Source organism: Candidimonas sp. SYP-B2681, from assembly GCF_003971065.1.
Lineage (GTDB): Bacteria > Pseudomonadota > Gammaproteobacteria > Burkholderiales > Burkholderiaceae_B > Pollutimonas.
The window spans coordinates 321,012-336,583 of sequence record NZ_RYDV01000001.1 but is presented as its reverse complement, the minus strand read 5'-3'; the positions used below and the strand labels follow the sequence as shown (position 1 = coordinate 336,583).

Annotated in this window: 19 protein-coding genes; 14 read left to right on the top strand and 5 right to left on the bottom strand. The window is 54.8% G+C overall.

Going from position 1 to position 15,572, the window contains the following annotated elements; genetic code table 11:
• Nucleotides 1-55: 55 nt before the first annotated feature.
• On the bottom strand, nucleotides 56-376 hold the full coding sequence (clpS, locus tag EKL30_RS01700) for an ATP-dependent Clp protease adapter ClpS (protein WP_126705455.1): 321 nt from the start codon (nucleotides 374-376) through the stop codon (nucleotides 56-58).
• A gap of 163 nt (nucleotides 377-539) precedes the next feature.
• On the opposite strand from clpS, the gene EKL30_RS01695 reads away from it, so the two are divergent.
• Entirely contained in the window at nucleotides 540-785 is a 246-nt protein-coding gene (locus EKL30_RS01695) for a cold-shock protein (protein WP_073104075.1), read from the top strand.
• Between the two features lie 95 nt (nucleotides 786-880).
• The gene (locus EKL30_RS01690) at nucleotides 881-1,300 is read left to right on the top strand and encodes a DUF192 domain-containing protein (RefSeq protein ID WP_233582666.1); all 420 of its coding nucleotides are present in this window, start codon (nucleotides 881-883) and stop codon (nucleotides 1,298-1,300) included.
• A 24-nt stretch (nucleotides 1,301-1,324) separates the two neighbouring features.
• Here EKL30_RS01690 and pcaF read toward each other — a convergent pair whose 3' ends face one another.
• From pcaF to xseA, 3 genes are all read right to left on the bottom strand, one after another.
• Entirely contained in the window at nucleotides 1,325-2,530 is a 1,206-nt protein-coding gene (pcaF, locus tag EKL30_RS01685) for a 3-oxoadipyl-CoA thiolase (protein WP_126705453.1), read from the bottom strand.
• A 299-nt stretch (nucleotides 2,531-2,829) separates the two neighbouring features.
• Nucleotides 2,830-3,408 carry a superoxide dismutase [Fe] gene (gene sodB / locus EKL30_RS01680; RefSeq protein ID WP_126705452.1) on the bottom strand — a complete coding sequence of 193 codons (579 nt, stop codon included), beginning with the start codon at nucleotides 3,406-3,408 and terminating at the stop codon, nucleotides 2,830-2,832.
• A gap of 79 nt (nucleotides 3,409-3,487) precedes the next feature.
• A complete protein-coding gene (gene xseA, locus EKL30_RS01675; RefSeq protein ID WP_126705451.1) occupies nucleotides 3,488-4,837 on the bottom strand; it encodes an exodeoxyribonuclease VII large subunit in 1,350 nt (449 codons plus the stop codon).
• Nucleotides 4,838-5,350: 513 nt separating this feature from the next.
• Here xseA and EKL30_RS01670 point away from each other — a divergent pair.
• The 12 genes from EKL30_RS01670 (at nucleotide 5,351) to EKL30_RS01615 (ending at nucleotide 15,090) form a co-directional block, all read left to right on the top strand.
• A complete protein-coding gene (locus EKL30_RS01670; RefSeq protein ID WP_126705450.1) occupies nucleotides 5,351-5,959 on the top strand; it encodes a MotA/TolQ/ExbB proton channel family protein in 609 nt (202 codons plus the stop codon).
• On the top strand, nucleotides 5,956-6,366 hold the full coding sequence (locus tag EKL30_RS01665; protein WP_126705449.1) for a biopolymer transporter ExbD: 411 nt from the start codon (nucleotides 5,956-5,958) through the stop codon (nucleotides 6,364-6,366). The genes EKL30_RS01670 and EKL30_RS01665 overlap by 4 nt, the downstream gene beginning before the upstream one ends.
• Nucleotides 6,363-7,445: a tetraacyldisaccharide 4'-kinase gene (gene lpxK / locus EKL30_RS01660; protein ID WP_126705448.1), complete on the top strand. Its 1,083-nt coding sequence runs from the start codon at nucleotides 6,363-6,365 to the stop codon at nucleotides 7,443-7,445. The genes EKL30_RS01665 and lpxK overlap by 4 nt, the downstream gene beginning before the upstream one ends.
• Nucleotides 7,446-7,482: 37 nt before the next feature.
• On the top strand, nucleotides 7,483-7,677 hold the full coding sequence (locus EKL30_RS01655; protein ID WP_126705447.1) for a Trm112 family protein: 195 nt from the start codon (nucleotides 7,483-7,485) through the stop codon (nucleotides 7,675-7,677).
• Nucleotides 7,678-7,680: 3 nt separating this feature from the next.
• Entirely contained in the window at nucleotides 7,681-8,445 is a 765-nt protein-coding gene (kdsB, locus tag EKL30_RS01650; RefSeq protein WP_126705446.1) for a 3-deoxy-manno-octulosonate cytidylyltransferase, read from the top strand.
• 128 nt (nucleotides 8,446-8,573) lie between these two features.
• A complete protein-coding gene (gene adk / locus EKL30_RS01645; protein ID WP_126705445.1) occupies nucleotides 8,574-9,230 on the top strand; it encodes an adenylate kinase in 657 nt (218 codons plus the stop codon).
• Nucleotides 9,231-9,340: 110 nt separating this feature from the next.
• Nucleotides 9,341-10,099 (top strand): 3-hydroxyacyl-CoA dehydrogenase, encoded by a 759-nt coding sequence (locus EKL30_RS01640; protein WP_126705444.1) that lies wholly within the window; start codon nucleotides 9,341-9,343, stop codon nucleotides 10,097-10,099.
• Nucleotides 10,100-10,111: 12 nt separating this feature from the next.
• The gene (murJ, locus tag EKL30_RS01635; RefSeq protein WP_126705443.1) at nucleotides 10,112-11,668 is read left to right on the top strand and encodes a murein biosynthesis integral membrane protein MurJ; all 1,557 of its coding nucleotides are present in this window, start codon (nucleotides 10,112-10,114) and stop codon (nucleotides 11,666-11,668) included.
• 72 nt (nucleotides 11,669-11,740) lie between these two features.
• A complete protein-coding gene (rpsT, locus tag EKL30_RS01630) occupies nucleotides 11,741-12,004 on the top strand; it encodes a 30S ribosomal protein S20 (RefSeq protein ID WP_126705442.1) in 264 nt (87 codons plus the stop codon).
• 137 nt (nucleotides 12,005-12,141) lie between these two features.
• Entirely contained in the window at nucleotides 12,142-13,101 is a 960-nt protein-coding gene (locus EKL30_RS01625; protein ID WP_126705441.1) for a 2-hydroxyacid dehydrogenase, read from the top strand.
• Nucleotides 13,102-13,111: 10 nt separating this feature from the next.
• The gene (locus EKL30_RS01620; protein ID WP_370246201.1) at nucleotides 13,112-13,936 is read left to right on the top strand and encodes a motility protein A; all 825 of its coding nucleotides are present in this window, start codon (nucleotides 13,112-13,114) and stop codon (nucleotides 13,934-13,936) included.
• An 11-nt stretch (nucleotides 13,937-13,947) separates the two neighbouring features.
• A complete protein-coding gene (locus EKL30_RS01615) occupies nucleotides 13,948-15,090 on the top strand; it encodes an OmpA family protein (RefSeq protein ID WP_126705440.1) in 1,143 nt (380 codons plus the stop codon).
• Nucleotides 15,091-15,113: 23 nt separating this feature from the next.
• Here the strand turns inward: EKL30_RS01615 and EKL30_RS01610 are convergent, their stop codons facing one another.
• Nucleotides 15,114-15,407, bottom strand: a complete 294-nt coding sequence (locus EKL30_RS01610; RefSeq protein ID WP_126705439.1) for a DUF3579 domain-containing protein — start codon at nucleotides 15,405-15,407, stop codon at nucleotides 15,114-15,116.
• Between the last annotated feature and the right edge of the window lie 165 nt (nucleotides 15,408-15,572).

The following is a 15,572-nucleotide window of genomic DNA, read 5'->3' as shown; positions in this document are numbered from 1 at the left end:
ACTTTTTCCGGAGTGCGCATACACAATGCCGCCGTTGTGAAAAAGGTTAGATCTGTTATTGAGGCGCTGGTTCCATAACGCATTGCAGCGGATGCTGGCGCGCCTGCGCAAGCTGTCGAACCATTTCGACGCGGGTGGCCGCGATATCGCGTGGATAAACCCCGCACACGCCGCGTCCTTCATGATGGACCTTTAGCATAATGCGTGCCGCTTCGTCTTCGCTTTTACCGAAAATCCGCTGCAGCACCACCACAACAAAGTCCATCGGCGTGTAATCGTCGTTGAGCAATACCACCTGATACATGGGCGGAGGTGCAAGCTTTGCTGCCTGACGATCCAACACCGTATCGCGTTGGTTTTCGATTTGAGTAGCCATGACAATACTAGTGGTTTCCATAGTTGACTTGGTAAGGGCAAATTGCGCATTATCACCATATTCTGACTGCTGGGAAGTACTGTTGGCATGCCAGAATACGTAGGCTAAAGCTAACCCTTGTAGTCGAGTTTCAACCCTATACTATAGTCGAGAGGCAGTCCGAATGTCCGATACAACCGCAACCTCTGCACCTGGAGACACCCAAAAGCTGACAGGAACCGTTAAATGGTTCAACGATGCCAAAGGTTTCGGCTTTATTACCCCAGACAATGGGGGCGAAGACCTTTTTGCGCACTTTTCATCCATCCAAATGAACGGCTTCAAAACCCTGAAAGAAGGTCAAAAAGTCGCGTTCGAAATTGCACAAGGACCAAAAGGTAAACAAGCCCTTAATATTACGGCTGCCTAATCGCACGCAACAAATGGGTTTGCTTAATAACAATGTTTGAATTTTATCGGTATACAGGGCGTACGCGCCCTGTTTTTTTTCGTGGCCTGCTTGCAGTGCTTGCCTTAACTTTGATACCGCTGTCCGTCAACGCACAGGGTATGTTGTTGCCAACGACCCAATTAACGATCGGCTCGCATACTGCGAACGTAGAGATCGCTGCTACGGACAGCAGTCGATCATATGGCTTGATGCAAAGGCAATCGTTGCCCCGCGATCATGGCATGCTGTTCGTATTCGACAATGCTGGCATGCCTTGCTTCTGGATGAAGAATACTCCGCTCGCCTTATCTATTGCATTCATCGACGCCAAGGGGCGTATTGTGAATATAGCGGATATGCGGCCCCATAGTCTTGAAGAGCACTGCCCCACTGCCCCGGCCGTCTATGCATTAGAGATGGAACGGGGTTGGTTCGATCGACATAAAATTAAAGCCGGCGCAACCGTCTCGAACCTGCCCAAAAGCAGCCCGTGAATTTCCAGGTCGCGCCGTCGCACCCTAGACGCGTTCGAGGATCACGGCTATACCTTGCCCGACACCAATACACATGGTGCACAACGCGTATCGTCCGCCGGTGCGATGCAATTGATTCACCGCTGTGATGGCTAAGCGGGCACCGCTCGCGCCCAGCGGATGTCCCAAAGCAATGGCGCCACCGTTGGGGTTGACGCGCGGATCGTTGTCGTCCAAACCTAACAGACGGGTTACGGCCAGGCCTTGCGCAGCAAAAGCTTCGTTAAGTTCGATTACGTCCATCTGATCCAAACTCAAACCAGCCAAGGCGAGGACCTTTTGCGTAGCGGGTGCTGGACCGATGCCCATGATGCGTGGCTCGACGCCGGCAGTTGCCATGGCAACGATACGAGCCCTCGGTGTCAAACCCTGGTCACGCGCCAGGGATTCAGAAGCGACCAGCAAGCCACACGCGCCATCGTTCACGCCCGAGGCATTGCCGGCGGTAACCGTTCCGTCGGGACGCACTACCGGCTTAAGGCGAGACAGACTTTCCAAAGTTGTGGCGCGCGGATGTTCGTCGGTATCGACCACAAGTGGATCGCCCTTCTTCTGGGCGATCAATACGGGGACAATTTCGGACTTGAACACGCCTGCCGATTGCGCGGCCGCCGTTTTTGTCTGGCTGGCCAAAGCGAACAGGTCTTGGTCGGCGCGAGACACCTTGAATTGCTCAGCGACGTTCTCGGCCGTTTCAGGCATCGAGTCAACGCCATATTGGGCTTTCATTAATTTGTTGACGAAGCGCCATCCGATCGTCGTGTCGTAAATTGACGCATTGCGCGAAAAGGCGCTGTCGGCCTTGCCCATGACAAATGGGGCCCGGCTCATGCTTTCAACGCCGCCCGCCAGAACGAAGTGAGCGTCACCGGAACGGATAGCACGTGCCGCCGAACCGATGGCATCGAGTCCAGAACCACACAGGCGATTGATGGTTGCTCCGGGAATTTCGATAGGCAAACCGGCCAGCAACGTTGCCATTCTTGCCACGTTACGATTGTCTTCCCCCGCCTGATTGGCACACCCGAACAGGGTGTCGTCGAGGCGAGCCCAATCTACATCGGGATTTCGCTGCATCAACGCCTTTAGAGGGACGGCAGCAAGGTCATCGGCGCGAACCGAGGCAAGGCCGCCGCCGTAGCGACCAAAGGGTGTGCGGACTGCATCGCAAATGAAAGCTTGAGTTGTCATGATTAAACCCGGGAGTCAAAGAAAAGAGAAATGCCTGAAATCGCATGATGCAACGCCAATGGAAAACCAAGCGTCGCATATTCAGACTTATGTTAGCGCATTACTCTGGGATTTATCGATCGACAGCAGGCGTCGTCCACAGCATGGTCGATCACACCAACCGTCACCTCGATTCCATCCGGCAAAAACCCCCGGAATTGAACACTACCCCAAACGCTGGAACAGAAATCCAGGTAAAGGAAAGTTTTCAACCCCGAGGGTTCACGGGCGACCCACGGGTCGCCGCTCTTCTAAAACACTTATCCCAGGTTAGCCGCAGCAAATTCCCAGTTCACCAGATTCCAGAAATTTTCCAGATACTTCGGGCGCGCATTGCGGTAATCGATGTAATAGGCGTGCTCCCATACGTCACAGGTAAGGAGCGGAATATCGGACGTGGTGATGGGTGTTGCCGCATTGCTGGTATTGACAATGTCCAGCGAACCGTCGGACTTCTTCACCAACCATGTCCAGCCCGAGCCAAAGTTACCGGCGGCCGACTTATTGAATGCTTCTTTGAAAGCGTCGAGACTGCCCCACTTGTCGTTGATCGCAGTAAGCAGCCCACCCGACGGCTGACCGCTGCTTTTTGGTGTCAGGCTGTTCCAGTAGAAAGTATGGTTCCACACCTGCGCAGCGTTATTGAAAACGCCGCCAGACGATTTTTTAATGATTTCTTCCAGGGAAGCAGACTCGAACTCGGTGCCGGCAACCAGATTGTTCAGGTTGGTGACATAGGTTTGATGGTGCTTGCCATAGTGGTATTCCAGAGTTTCCTTCGAAATATGTGGGGCTAGGGCGTCAAGCGGGTAAGGTAGCGGGGGAAGTGTAAAAGCCATGTTCGAATTCCTTATAAAAAGCAGCGGAAGTACCAAACAAATGCATGTTCAGTTTTTCTGGCGAGGACTGATCGGGGGTTCACAGCAATGCATGGACCTGCAGCACATTAGCCTGCAAGCTGCCCTGACCCAGCTCAACAGCCAGCCGCTCGCCAACGCTTAAGTCTAACGCATTTTTTATGATTTCCCCGTCCTCGTTGCGCACGATGGCATAGCCGCGCTCGAGGATATTTTTTGGGCTTAAGGCTTCCAGCGTTTGCGAAGCTGCCTTCAGTCGCTGCCCACGGCGCTCAATCAGCCGTTGGGTCGAAGTTGAAAGGTGCTGAATCTGTCGGTTTAGTTCGTTGCGCAGCTCTGGCAAACGTGGCTGGGCATGAGCCAGTTTGGCCCTGATCAGGGCCAGGCGGGCCGCATGACGATCATGCGGTGCTGATGCGGCGCGGGCAAGCCGACTCTTCAAGACTTGCAACCGTTCATTTTGTTGCTGTAATCGTTGTTGAGGTGACACCAGACAGGCTACCGCCCGATCCAGCCGCAAACCGGCACGTTCCAGAAGCCGATGCTGGCTCACTGTCAATGCATTAAAGGCAGCGTCTACCTGGTTCAGGCATGTTTGCCGAGTCCGGCAACTTAATTCCGCTGCGGCAGTCGGAGTAGGTGCCCTAAGGTCGGCAACAAAATCGGCGATCGTAAAGTCGGTTTCATGGCCTACTCCGCTAATAATTGGAATGGGACTCGACGCGATGGTGCGCGCCAGAGTTTCGTCATTAAAGCTCCACAAGTCTTCGAGACTTCCGCCCCCTCTGACGAGCAGCAGAGTATCTACTTCATTGCGCGCGATGGCGTCTTGTAACGCTTGAACGAGCTTACCAGCGGAATCCATTCCCTGAACCGGTGCAGGGTAAATAATGACCGGCACATGCGGCGCCCGACGCGCCAGCGCAGTCAGCACATCGCGAAGAGCCGCTGCGGCCATTGATGTGACCACCCCGACCGCTAGCGGCATGGGTTTGATTTCGCGCTTCCGGCCCTGATCGAACAGACCTTCAGCCGCGAGCTTTTCCTTTAATATCAAAAAAGCTTCGTGCAGGTCGCCCCTGCCGGCACGCCGCATGCTTTCAACCTGAAGCTGATAGTCGCCGCGAGGCTCGTACAACGTGACATTGACGCGGAATTCGAAACGCTCGCCCGGTTTGGGAATAAATCCCGTGGCCTGTGCTCTGCCTCGAAACATGACGGCCTTGACTGCGGCGCCTTCGTCTTTTATTGAGAAATACCAATGACCTGAAGCGGCTTGAGTAAAGTTGGAAATTTCGCCACGTACCCAGATGCGAGAGAAGTTTGCCTCTAACAGTTGCCCTACCTGGCGATTTAGCTGAGTGACGGTCCAAATTCCGTCATTTGCAAGCTCAAAATTCACTGAATCCATATAAAAAACCTTTCACCTTCAACTTCTGTCCACAGAAGAAATCATTTTGTCAAACTGATGAAATATCAACCCAATCGCGCCTGTAGATCGACAACTGCTTTAAGAGACGTACGTAATCCATTGAAAATAAACGATATTCCTAAAAGCCGATTTGTGAGCTCAAATTAGCCATTGAACCTTACAACCCGCCAAATAGGGCCTATGCCATAAGTTATGCACAGAATTATCCACAGATTTTGTGGATACCCTCCGGAAAGCTACCAAGCACGCCATTTGGCGGATGTTTATTTAGATTTCTCATGCCTTTCCGACCGTCCGATTACGCGAACGCCCGGCGCCACGCCATTTTCGGACCACTCCGGTTTCCCCGATACTCGCTAAGCCTGGTCCGCCAAACGCCCGAGTTTCTTAGGGCAATATTCCGTCATGTGGCCGAGTGCATTAAGCGTGAACAAGCGGAGCGCTAACGATTGTAAAATGCAAATCTGTTAACCCTTGCGAATGGAGACACCATTGCTCGAAATCATTCATGCAGCAGGCTGGCCTATATGGCTTTTGATCGCTACCTCCGTTCTTGGCCTGGCCCTGATTATCGAACGGTTTCTGTCATTACGTAGCAAGCTTGTGTTTCCACGTCGCCTTCCCGGACAAGTGCTCGAGCTTTTGCGACAGAAGAATGACAGTCCGGAAGCGCTTCTTCGCCTTGCGGGCACGTCCCCTCTGGGCCGTATCCTCGCAGAGGTTATTGTGAACCGAAATGAATCCGCTACCTTCAGACTGGCGGCAATCGAGGATGTGGGCAAAGATGTGGCCCATAGATTAAATCGATATTTACCGGCCTTGGCCACCATTGCCGTTGTCGCGCCACTGATGGGTTTATTTGGCACGGTAGTGGGAATGATAGAGATCTTTGCTTCGTATACACCCGCAGGCGGCGATCCTTCACAGTTAGCGCGCGGTATCTCGATTGCCCTGTATAACACTGGCTTTGGCATCATTATCGCCATTCCTGCCCTTATCTTTCATCGGTATTTTCGATCGCGCGTCGACCATTTCCTGCATCAAATGGAGCGCGAGGCCAATGTGCTGAATCATCTGCTTAACCGCGGAGCAGCACAATGAACTTTCGCAGCCGGCAAAGCGATGACGAGCCCGAGATCAATCTGATACCACTGATTGACGTATTGCTGGTCATATTGATTTTCCTGGCAGCCACCACATCGTTCACTCGATTTAGCCAGCTAAAGGTTGCGTTGCCTCAAGCCCAGGCAGATGCCGCCGATATCGACGCGCTCAATATTGCCATCAGCCAGGAAGGCCTATATGCTCTGGACGGGCAAATACTGCCTGGCGCCAGCAGCCAGGAAATTGCTCAAGCCCTATTGGCCGCGGCAGGCGAGCACAAAGATAACGTTCTGGTAATCAATGCTGATGCCCAAACCACCCACGAGTCCGTCGTACGTGTCATGGAAGCCGCGCGAATCGCCGGAATAAGTCGCGTTAACTTTGCTACGCAGAGCTCGCCGTGAGAATTCCCATTCACCTGAGCCAGGCGCTGCACGCCGCATGGCAACGCAAGGGCGCGCTCAGCGCTCTACTGTGGCCGTTCTCTTTGCCCGTGATTGGGGCCGTTGCCTACAAGCACCGGCGCTATGCTCAACGACCGGAGCTGGTCTATCACAGCCGCTTGCCCTTAGTGGTGGTAGGCAATATTTTCGTCGGCGGCACCGGCAAAACGCCTGTGGTTATCGCTTTGGTGCAGGCGCTGCAGGAACGCGGCTGGCGTCCTGGCGTCATTAGCCGCGGGTACGGGGCCAAAGTTGGACAACACGCCCGGTCCGGACAAGGCGTGCTTTCGGCCGCTGAATTTGGCGATGAGCCCGCCCTTATTGCGCGATCGACGCTTGTTCCCATAGCGGTACACCCGAGTCGGGTGCTGGCATTGAAAAAATTGCAAAAATCCTACCCGGGTATCAACGTCGTGATTGCCGATGACGGCCTGCAACACCTTGCATTGGGCCGCGATATTGAGATTGTGGTTCAGGACGCGCGCGGCACGGGAAATGGGCGGGTTCTTCCAGCGGGTCCCCTGCGCGAACCCGACAGCCGTCTAGAGTCAGTCGACTTCCTGATTACGAATCTACAGTCAGGGCAGATCGCACCGCGGCCATTTGCCACCTTAGCCCATCAGTTGAGCATGCGCCTGGTGCCCGAACGCGTGGTACAGCTTTCGACTGGCCTGACGCTGGACTGGCCAGCATGGCTTGCCCAGTACGGAAACAAGCCGGTGGCTGCAGTCGCCGCCATAGGCCAACCTGAACGGTTCTTTGCCATGCTAAGGGCAGCCGGCCTCTCGTTAGAGCAAACCATAGGCCTGCCCGACCACGATGCTTACGAGCGCTCCCCTTTTTCAGCCCTAGCTTCGGAACACATCGTCATTACCAGCAAAGATGCCGTAAAGTGCGAACAATTCCAAGATGCACGGCTATGGGTTGTGCATGCCTCGCCGAAATTTTCGGACCCCGATTGGCTGGATCTCGCCGAGCAAATGCTGCGGGTTATTGCCGACAAGAAAGCCAAAATGGCAGCGGTAGGCGCCAGGCATTAAACTCTGTCCTTTGAACTTTGATTCTTCGGAGCTGCGCATGGAAACCCGCCTGCTTGAAATACTGGTCTGCCCTCTTTGCAAGGGACCGCTGCATTACGACCGCGAACAGCAGGAGCTCATATGCCGGGCAGACAAGCTTGCCTTTCCAGTCAGGGACGGCATACCCGTCATGCTCGAAAACGAAGCACGCGAGCTCACGCCGACGGCGCCCAATCCCAGCACCCCTATCTAAACCATGACCTTCATTGCCGTCATTCCGGCTCGGGCCGCTTCAACCCGCTTGCCCGATAAGCCGCTATTAGACATCGCTGGCAAGCCCATGGTGGTGCGCACCGCGGAACGCGCTGCCCTTTCGGGGGCGGCTCGAGTCGTGGTAGCTACCGACGACATCCGGATCCTGGCCGCGGTGCAAGAACATGGCTTCGAAGCGTTACTGACGCGTTCGGATCACCCCACCGGCACCGATCGGCTTGCTGAAGTAGCGCAACTGTTGTCATTGGAGCCAAACGCCATCGTGGTCAACGTCCAAGGGGATGAACCACTGATTGATCCGCTCCTGATAGACAAGGTGGCAAGGCTCTTGGCCGAACAGCCTGACGCTGCCATTGCTACATGTGCAACACCCATCCTCACCGAGCAAGCCTTATTTAGCCCCAATATCGTCAAAGTTGTCTGTACGCGGCAGCAGCGCGCCCTCTATTTTTCCAGAGCTCCCATCCCGTGGGCGCGTGACGCCCTGGCCGACGGCCAACAGCGCGTAGCGACCGGATTGCCGGCCCTGCATCACATCGGACTCTATGCCTACCGGGTTGCATTTCTGAAGCGCTATTCTTCTTTGCCCGTGGGACCCCTGGAATCGTTTGAATCGCTTGAGCAATTGCGAGCGCTAGAGAACGGTTACTCTATTGCGGTTCATATCACCCAGCGACATCCGGCGGCGGGCGTCGACACGTTGGACGATCTAGCCCGAGTACGCGAAAGCTTCGTAAATCGGTTATAAATCCACTTCAACTTCACTGATTCCATGCCCACCAAAGGTCCGCAGGTTCACTCCTGTACCGTTCGTGCAAAGATTGCTGCATTGCGGCATAATCGGAAAAATCAGAAAAACGAACTCAGGAGGAATTAATGCGACTGATTCTGCTCGGTCCACCCGGTGCGGGTAAAGGTACCCAAGCGGCTTTCATTACCGAAAAATTTGGCATACCCCAGATTTCAACCGGCGATATGCTTCGCGCTGCGGTCAAAGCTCAAACCCCTCTTGGCCTTGAAGCCAAGAAAATCATGGACTCCGGCGGCTTGGTATCCGACGACATCATCATCGGTTTGGTACGCGACCGCCTGAAAGAGCCGGACTGCCGGGATGGCTATCTGTTCGACGGTTTTCCGCGGACTATTCCCCAGGCCGATGCTCTCAAGCATGCCGATGTGGGACTCGATTTCGTGGTTGAAATTGTGGTCCCGGAAGAAAACATCATCGAACGCATGAGCGGCCGCCGCGTTCATCCGGCAAGTGGACGCAGTTACCACGTCAAATTCAATCCCCCTAAGGTTTCGGGGCTGGATGACATTACCGGCGAACCTTTGGTCCAACGTGACGACGACCTGGAAGAAACTGTGCGTCACCGTCTTTCCGTGTATCGGGATCAAACCCGGCCACTGGTCGATTATTACTCACAGTGGGCCGATTCAGGCGCTGACGGAGCTCCGGTTTATCGGCAGCTTTCAGGGTTGGGTACCGTCGACGAAATTAAAGACCGGGTCTTTCAGGCTCTGCAGGCTTAAGTCGTCGCTTTCGTTCAGACCACAGAAAAATACGCGCACTTCGACGGGATTGAAGTGCGCGTATTCGCCACTGTGACTCACGTATCAATCAAGATCAATCGAGAAAGTCCATGGAAATCAAAAACAAAGTATTTATCGTTACGGGCGGCGCCTCGGGCCTTGGAGCCGGCACCGCGCGCATGCTTGTGGCTGAAGGAGCGCGAGTCATATTGGCCGACGTGCAAGACGAGGCCGGTGAAAAACTCGCCGCGGAATTGGGTCAAACCTATATTCATTGCGACGTTACACAAGAGGCCGATGGCCAGGCAGTCGTATCTGCGGCACTGAAAGCGGGCCCACTTTTCGGGCTGGTGAACTGCGCCGGCATAGCGCCCGCGTCACGTACGGTCGGCAAAAATGGACCACACGCGTTAGATCTCTTTCAGAAAGTGGTCATGATCAACCTTGTTGGCACCTTCAACATGACGCGTCTGGCAGCTGCTGCCATGAGCGACAACACGCCTGAACCGACGGGCGAACGCGGCGTCCTGATCAATACCGCATCCGTAGCAGCATATGACGGACAAATCGGTCAGGCTGCGTATGCCGCTTCCAAGGCGGGCGTGGTCGGCATGACCTTGCCGATTGCACGCGACTTGTCCAAGGTGGGTATCCGTTGCGTAACCATCGCACCCGGCATCTTTGGCACCCCCATGATTTTTGGTATGCCGCAGGAAGTGCAGGACTCGCTTGCCGCAAGCGTTCCCTTCCCTCATCGCCTGGGGCGCCCTGAAGACTATGCAAAACTCGTCAACAGCATTATCACAAACGAGATGATAAATGGCGAGACTATCCGTCTGGATGGCGCAATCCGCATGGCGCCAAGGTAAGCGACAGCAGCAATGAGTTTGCTACGGTCGGCCGCCACGGTCAGCAGCTTTACGCTGTTTTCACGCATAACAGGATTGCTGCGTGACGTCCTCATTGCCAGCGCATTCGGAGCGGGGCCACTGACCGACGCGTTCTGGGTAGCGTTTCGCATTCCCAATCTGTTGCGCCGCCTGTTTGCCGAGGGGGCATTTTCTCAAGCTTTCGTACCCATTCTGGGGCACGTGCGCAGCACCCGGTCCGCTGAAGAAGTGCGTGTTCTGCTCGATCGGGTCGCACTGCTGCTCACGTTCGCCCTTATGCTGGTCACTCTGGCCGGCATGCTGGCCACACCGTGGGTGGTCAGTGCCATGGCCAGCGGCATGACCACCGCTGCTAAACAAACGGAATTCGATGCCGCGGTATGGATGACACGGTTGATGTTTCCCTACATCGTTTGCATGTCGCTCGTAGCGTTTGCGTCGGGGGTCCTCAATACCTGGAGCCGTTTTGCCATACCGGCATTCACGCCAGTACTGCTGAACGTCTCCATGATCGGGGCGAGTCTGTTTCTTACGCCCTATTTCGAAACGCCCATCTATGCATTGGCGGGCGGAGTCATGATAGGCGGCGTCGCGCAACTTGTGGTGCAATGGGCCGCCTTAGCGCGACTGGGGCTCATGCCGCGCTACTCGCTTCGCGTTCGCCAGGCATGGCAAGATCCGATCGTACGTCGCATCATGCGCCAAATGGTGCCCGCCATTCTGGGCGTGTCGGTCGCGCAAGTATCCCTGCTGATCAATACCAATATCGCGACCTGGCTAAGACCGGGGAGCGTGACCTGGCTCTCTTTTGCAGATCGGTTGATGGAATTCCCCACCGCCTTGCTTGGCGTAGCGCTGGGCACCGTGCTGCTGCCCAGCTTGTCGGCGGCCCACGCCAAACAAGATCACAAGGCCTACAGCGCCCTGCTGGATTGGGGCCTGCGCCTTGTACTGCTGTTAGGTCTTCCGGCCGCGCTTGGACTGGCTTTGCTGTCGGATGGGTTGGTGGCCACTTTATTCAATTACGGCGCTTTTAGCGGACAAGACGTCATGCAGACACGCTTGGCTGTCATGGCGTATTCTGCGGGGCTGATCGGGCTTCTTGCCATCAAGATACTGGCCCCCGGCTTCTATGCAAAACAAGACATCCGCACGCCGGTAAAAATCGCCATCTTCGTCCTGATACTGACCCAAGTCTTCAATGTCATATTTGTCCCGATGTTTGCTCATGCGGGCCTTGCACTGTCGATCGGCTTGGGGGCAAGCGTAAACGCCCTGTTGCTGGTGGTATTGCTGCGCCGACGCAAGCTTTATGAGCCCGGTCCCGGATGGATCCGTTTCGGGATTAAAATCATACCGGCCCTCGCCGCAGTGTCGGCGGTACTTTGGACGGCCGACCAGTCGCTGGACTGGGTCGCCTTAGGTGCCACTCCGTGGCTCAGGGTTTTATGGCTGGCCGGGGTCATTTTTGGCAGTGCGCTGGCCTATTTCGCAATGCTGTTTGCTTGCGGGTTCAGGCCTATTGACTTTACACGGCGGCGCAAGTGATATAGAATAGCCGTCTTTGCCAAACTAAACCTAGCAGATCAGTCAGATCTAATAAATCGGATACGCAACACTATGGCCAATACCGCCCAAGCTCGAAAACGCGCTCGTCAATCGATTGAGCGCAACAAACACAACTCCAGCCTGCGTTCAATGCTTCGTACGTCGATCAAACGTGTACGTCAAGCTATCGACGCTGGCGACAAAGCAGCGGCTGCTGAAGTTTTCCAGAAAACTACCAGCATTATCGACCGCGTTGCCGACAAGAACATCATTCATAAAAACAAGGCTGCTCGCCACAAGAGCCGTCTTGCTGCTGCGGTTAAAGCTTTAGCCTGATTGCTGTAATGGTTTAGTCGGCAAAACATTATGCTCGGCCAGAACGGGACGCTAAGGCGTCCCGTTTTTCGTTATGCGCGCCTGCGGTTATAGTTCGGTTTGCAAAAAGAATTAACTAATCGATCTATGAGGCATCAATGACAACCAGCAAACCCGTTCTGCTCCAGCTTCTGCCGTTCCCTTTCCCTGAAAGCCAGGCGCGCCTGATACAAAGCTTTAAAGTAATCGAGCTTTGGAAAGAAGCGGACGCCGACGCGACAATCGCGGCCCATCAACACGAAATTGTGGCACTGATCACGAGCGCCATGACGCCCACACGCGCCGACCTTATCGACAAGCTGCCCAATCTGCGGGCCATTTGCAGTAACGGCGTAGGCTACGATGCCATCGATGTGAAGTATGCCCAAGAAAAGGGCATACAAGTCAGCAATACCCCAGACGTCCTTAACGACTGCGTGGCAGACCTTGCCCTGGGCTTGCTGTTGGCGACGGCGCGCAAGCTCGCCCTGGGGGATCGTTACGTAAGAGCCAATCAATGGGGAACCGACTTAAAGTTTCCTTTGGGCGCAAAGGTCAGCGGTAAGAAGGTAGGCATTATTGGTCTGGGTCGCATCGGCATGGCCATCGCGCAGCGTGTAGCTGGCTTCGATATGGAGATCCGTTACCACAATCGTAACGCGCGTACCGATGTAGGATACGGCTACGAAGCCTCGCTGGTAAATTTGGCGAAATGGGCCGATTTTCTGATTGTTGCCACCGTTGGCGGTGCGTCAACGCGCCAGTTAGTGAATCAAGAAGTCCTGAAAGCGCTGGGCCCTAACGGAATACTGATAAATATTGCGCGGGGTTCTGTCGTTGACGAGAACGCAATGGTCAACGCTTTGGTAAGCGGCGAGCTGGGTGGTGCAGGCCTTGATGTTTACGAATCAGAACCGAAAGTGCCGGACGCCCTGAAAACCCTGGATAATGTCGTGCTTGTACCGCACATCGCCAGCGCCACTACTGAAACCCGCAAGGCCATGGCAGACCTTGTTCTGGACAACGCCGAGGCGTTCGCCAGCACGGGCAAGATCATTACTCCCATACCGGCGCTCTAAGTAAGAAAAGATGCAAAAAATTCGCTTCCTGAATCCATCTACCCTGATAGGCATAGTAGCCAGCGTCCTACTGCTGGGGGTGGTGCTGTTTTTCTCGGCAGAAGACCCGGCACTGTTCATTGACCTTCCGAGCCTGGCGATCGTTCTGGTCGGGACGCTGGCGGCCACTTTCATCAGTTACCCGCTAAGCGAAGTGGTCCGTATTTTTGGATTGATTCGTACGGTAGTGCGAAATGAGCATCTTTATACCGCCAACGACATCGAGGATCTTGTCGCCATTTCGCGCATATGGATGGGGGGCAACATACGAGCGGTCGAAGAAGCACTTGAGACTATCTCGAACCCCTTCCTGAAAACTGGCGTGCAGTTGGTTATCGATATGACTCCTGAGGAAGACATTCTCGACCTGCTGGAATGGCGCATTGCCAGATTGCGGGCCAAGGAACATGCTGAAGCCCAATTATTTCGAATGATGGCCAACTATGCACCGGCGTTCGGCATGGTAGGCACGCTGATTGGGCTGGTCAATTTGTTGTTCTTGCTAGGCGATGGCGACATGACTTCAATTGGTCAGCATATGGCATTAGCGTTAATGACGACCTTCTACGGCGTATTGCTTGCCAACCTGCTATTCAAACCCGTTGCCGTAAAACTCGAGCGACGCACGGAACAGCGCGTAGCATTAATGAATATGGTGCTACAGGGCATTTCCATGATGTGCAAAAAACGCAGCCCCACCCTAATGCGCGAAACGCTGAATTCGTTCATGGCCGAGTATCACGATGAAATCAACGACGATAGCAGCCGCCGCCTGCAAGCCACGACCGAGTCCTGAAACCGCGCGCAATGCTTAACAACACTAACCGGTATGAATCGGTCCGCGATAACGGCATGCGGGCCCAACGCGGGGATACCCCTCTTTCTCGTATCGCGGCGCGTCAACGCGAGCTCGAGGCCGAGCTTGCCGCCGCGCGCAGGGCCAACAGCCACGCACGGCGTAAGCCAAATCGCAGGCAATGGCATGTGGCCGCGCAAGATCACGCGGATGAAGGCTGGTTCACCACCTACCTGGACGTCATGACCCTGCTTCTGGTGCTATTGGTGGTGATGCTATCGTTCTCTGGCACAAACGCACTGAAAGGCTTCCAGCAAGCGACATCGTCCCCTGCGCAAAATAACGCGATAGCTGCTATCCCGACCGCGATTTCTGAACGCCCTACCCTTGTGACGCCCATTCCCATTGGCATTGGACTACTGCCAGCTCCTTACGGACTGCTTCCGGAAATCGGTATACGCCACTCCCATCAGCCTGCACCCGAGGATGCCTCTACGGCTACGGAGCGGGGCCGCGATAGCCAGATGCCTGCAGACACCATCGCAAGCGAAATAGGTAGTGACTTGGCAGACGTAGCGGCATTAACGGAAGAAGCCGAAACAGCAGACGTAGCACTATCCGCCCCATTATCGACTCCGGCTGCTGAAACACCGTTACCCATTCCGGTCACCGACACTCTGCCGCCCCAAAAGCAGGTGGAAGCGGCAGAACAACCCATCGATTTGCTGGCTGGCTTACCGCTCGACAAACTGGGAGACGATATAGACGTGATCGTCAATGAACGTTCAGTAAGCTTCCGGATAAAAAACGAGATCCTGTTCAGCACGGCCCAGGCGGACCTGAGCCTTGAAGGCCTGGCAGTGCTCAAACAGCTGGTTCCCGTCTTTAACAGTGTTGAACACTCGATTACGGTGGAAGGTCACACCGATTCGGTACCCATGCTGCGCAATCGCCGTTTCCCGTCAAACTGGGAACTTTCGGGCGCACGGGCCGCCAGCGTTGTTCGGTATTTGGAAGCAAATGGCGTCGCCAGTGGCCGCTTGCGCGCCGTCGGCAACGCCTATACCAAACCGCTCGCCTCCAATAATACGCCTGAAGGCCGCGCCAGTAATCGACGTGTTGAATTAATCATGGAGCGAAGAAAACAAGAATGAATTAAGGCAGCTGGCAAACGCGGCTATCCAATATCGCGCTCGGTCAGCTGAAGGTGATTGTCAGTGGCAAAGTCATAAACAAACTTCCATGCCAAAGGCTCCAGTTCGCGCAGGCGCTTGTCTACGACAACGCAACGGATCCCGTCGACGACGACAGGAACAACATAAGGCGAGTAGGTGTTGGGCCCGCCACTAGAGCCGGCAGGACGAAACTGAGACATGACACCGGCAAGGCGCTCTGCCCAATCACTAGGGCGAAAACGGTGACCTTCCAGTGTGATACCGTGAATTACTAATTGCTGCACAAGATGTGTCATAGACTTCCGCGGACAATCGTACCCATTTCAGGTGTACAAAACTTTCCCTGCGCCGCGAATTGTATATGATAGCCACTTCAATGGACTGCTTGCCTGACCGGGGCGCCAGGCCAAGAGCAGTTAATTTGGCCTTCAAAAGGCCAAACCGTTTTTTGCTGACAGCCA

Coding starts and splice junctions, on each gene's coding strand:
- EKL30_RS01665 (WP_126705449.1), top strand. CDS start 5,956: ATGAACTTTCGCAGCCGGCAAAGCGATGACGAGCCCGAGATCAATCTG.
- EKL30_RS01655 (WP_126705447.1), top strand. CDS start 7,483: ATGGAAACCCGCCTGCTTGAAATACTGGTCTGCCCTCTTTGCAAGGGA.
- kdsB (WP_126705446.1), top strand. CDS start 7,681: ATGACCTTCATTGCCGTCATTCCGGCTCGGGCCGCTTCAACCCGCTTG.
- EKL30_RS01695 (WP_073104075.1), top strand. CDS start 540: ATGTCCGATACAACCGCAACCTCTGCACCTGGAGACACCCAAAAGCTG.
- xseA (WP_126705451.1), bottom strand. CDS start 4,837: ATGGATTCAGTGAATTTTGAGCTTGCAAATGACGGAATTTGGACCGTC.
- adk (WP_126705445.1), top strand. CDS start 8,574: ATGCGACTGATTCTGCTCGGTCCACCCGGTGCGGGTAAAGGTACCCAA.
- EKL30_RS01625 (WP_126705441.1), top strand. CDS start 12,142: ATGACAACCAGCAAACCCGTTCTGCTCCAGCTTCTGCCGTTCCCTTTC.
- pcaF (WP_126705453.1), bottom strand. CDS start 2,530: ATGACAACTCAAGCTTTCATTTGCGATGCAGTCCGCACACCCTTTGGT.
- sodB (WP_126705452.1), bottom strand. CDS start 3,408: ATGGCTTTTACACTTCCCCCGCTACCTTACCCGCTTGACGCCCTAGCC.
- EKL30_RS01640 (WP_126705444.1), top strand. CDS start 9,341: ATGGAAATCAAAAACAAAGTATTTATCGTTACGGGCGGCGCCTCGGGC.
- murJ (WP_126705443.1), top strand. CDS start 10,112: ATGAGTTTGCTACGGTCGGCCGCCACGGTCAGCAGCTTTACGCTGTTT.
- EKL30_RS01615 (WP_126705440.1), top strand. CDS start 13,948: ATGCTTAACAACACTAACCGGTATGAATCGGTCCGCGATAACGGCATG.
- EKL30_RS01620 (WP_370246201.1), top strand. CDS start 13,112: ATGCAAAAAATTCGCTTCCTGAATCCATCTACCCTGATAGGCATAGTA.
- rpsT (WP_126705442.1), top strand. CDS start 11,741: ATGGCCAATACCGCCCAAGCTCGAAAACGCGCTCGTCAATCGATTGAG.
- clpS (WP_126705455.1), bottom strand. CDS start 376: ATGGCTACTCAAATCGAAAACCAACGCGATACGGTGTTGGATCGTCAG.
- EKL30_RS01610 (WP_126705439.1), bottom strand. CDS start 15,407: ATGACACATCTTGTGCAGCAATTAGTAATTCACGGTATCACACTGGAA.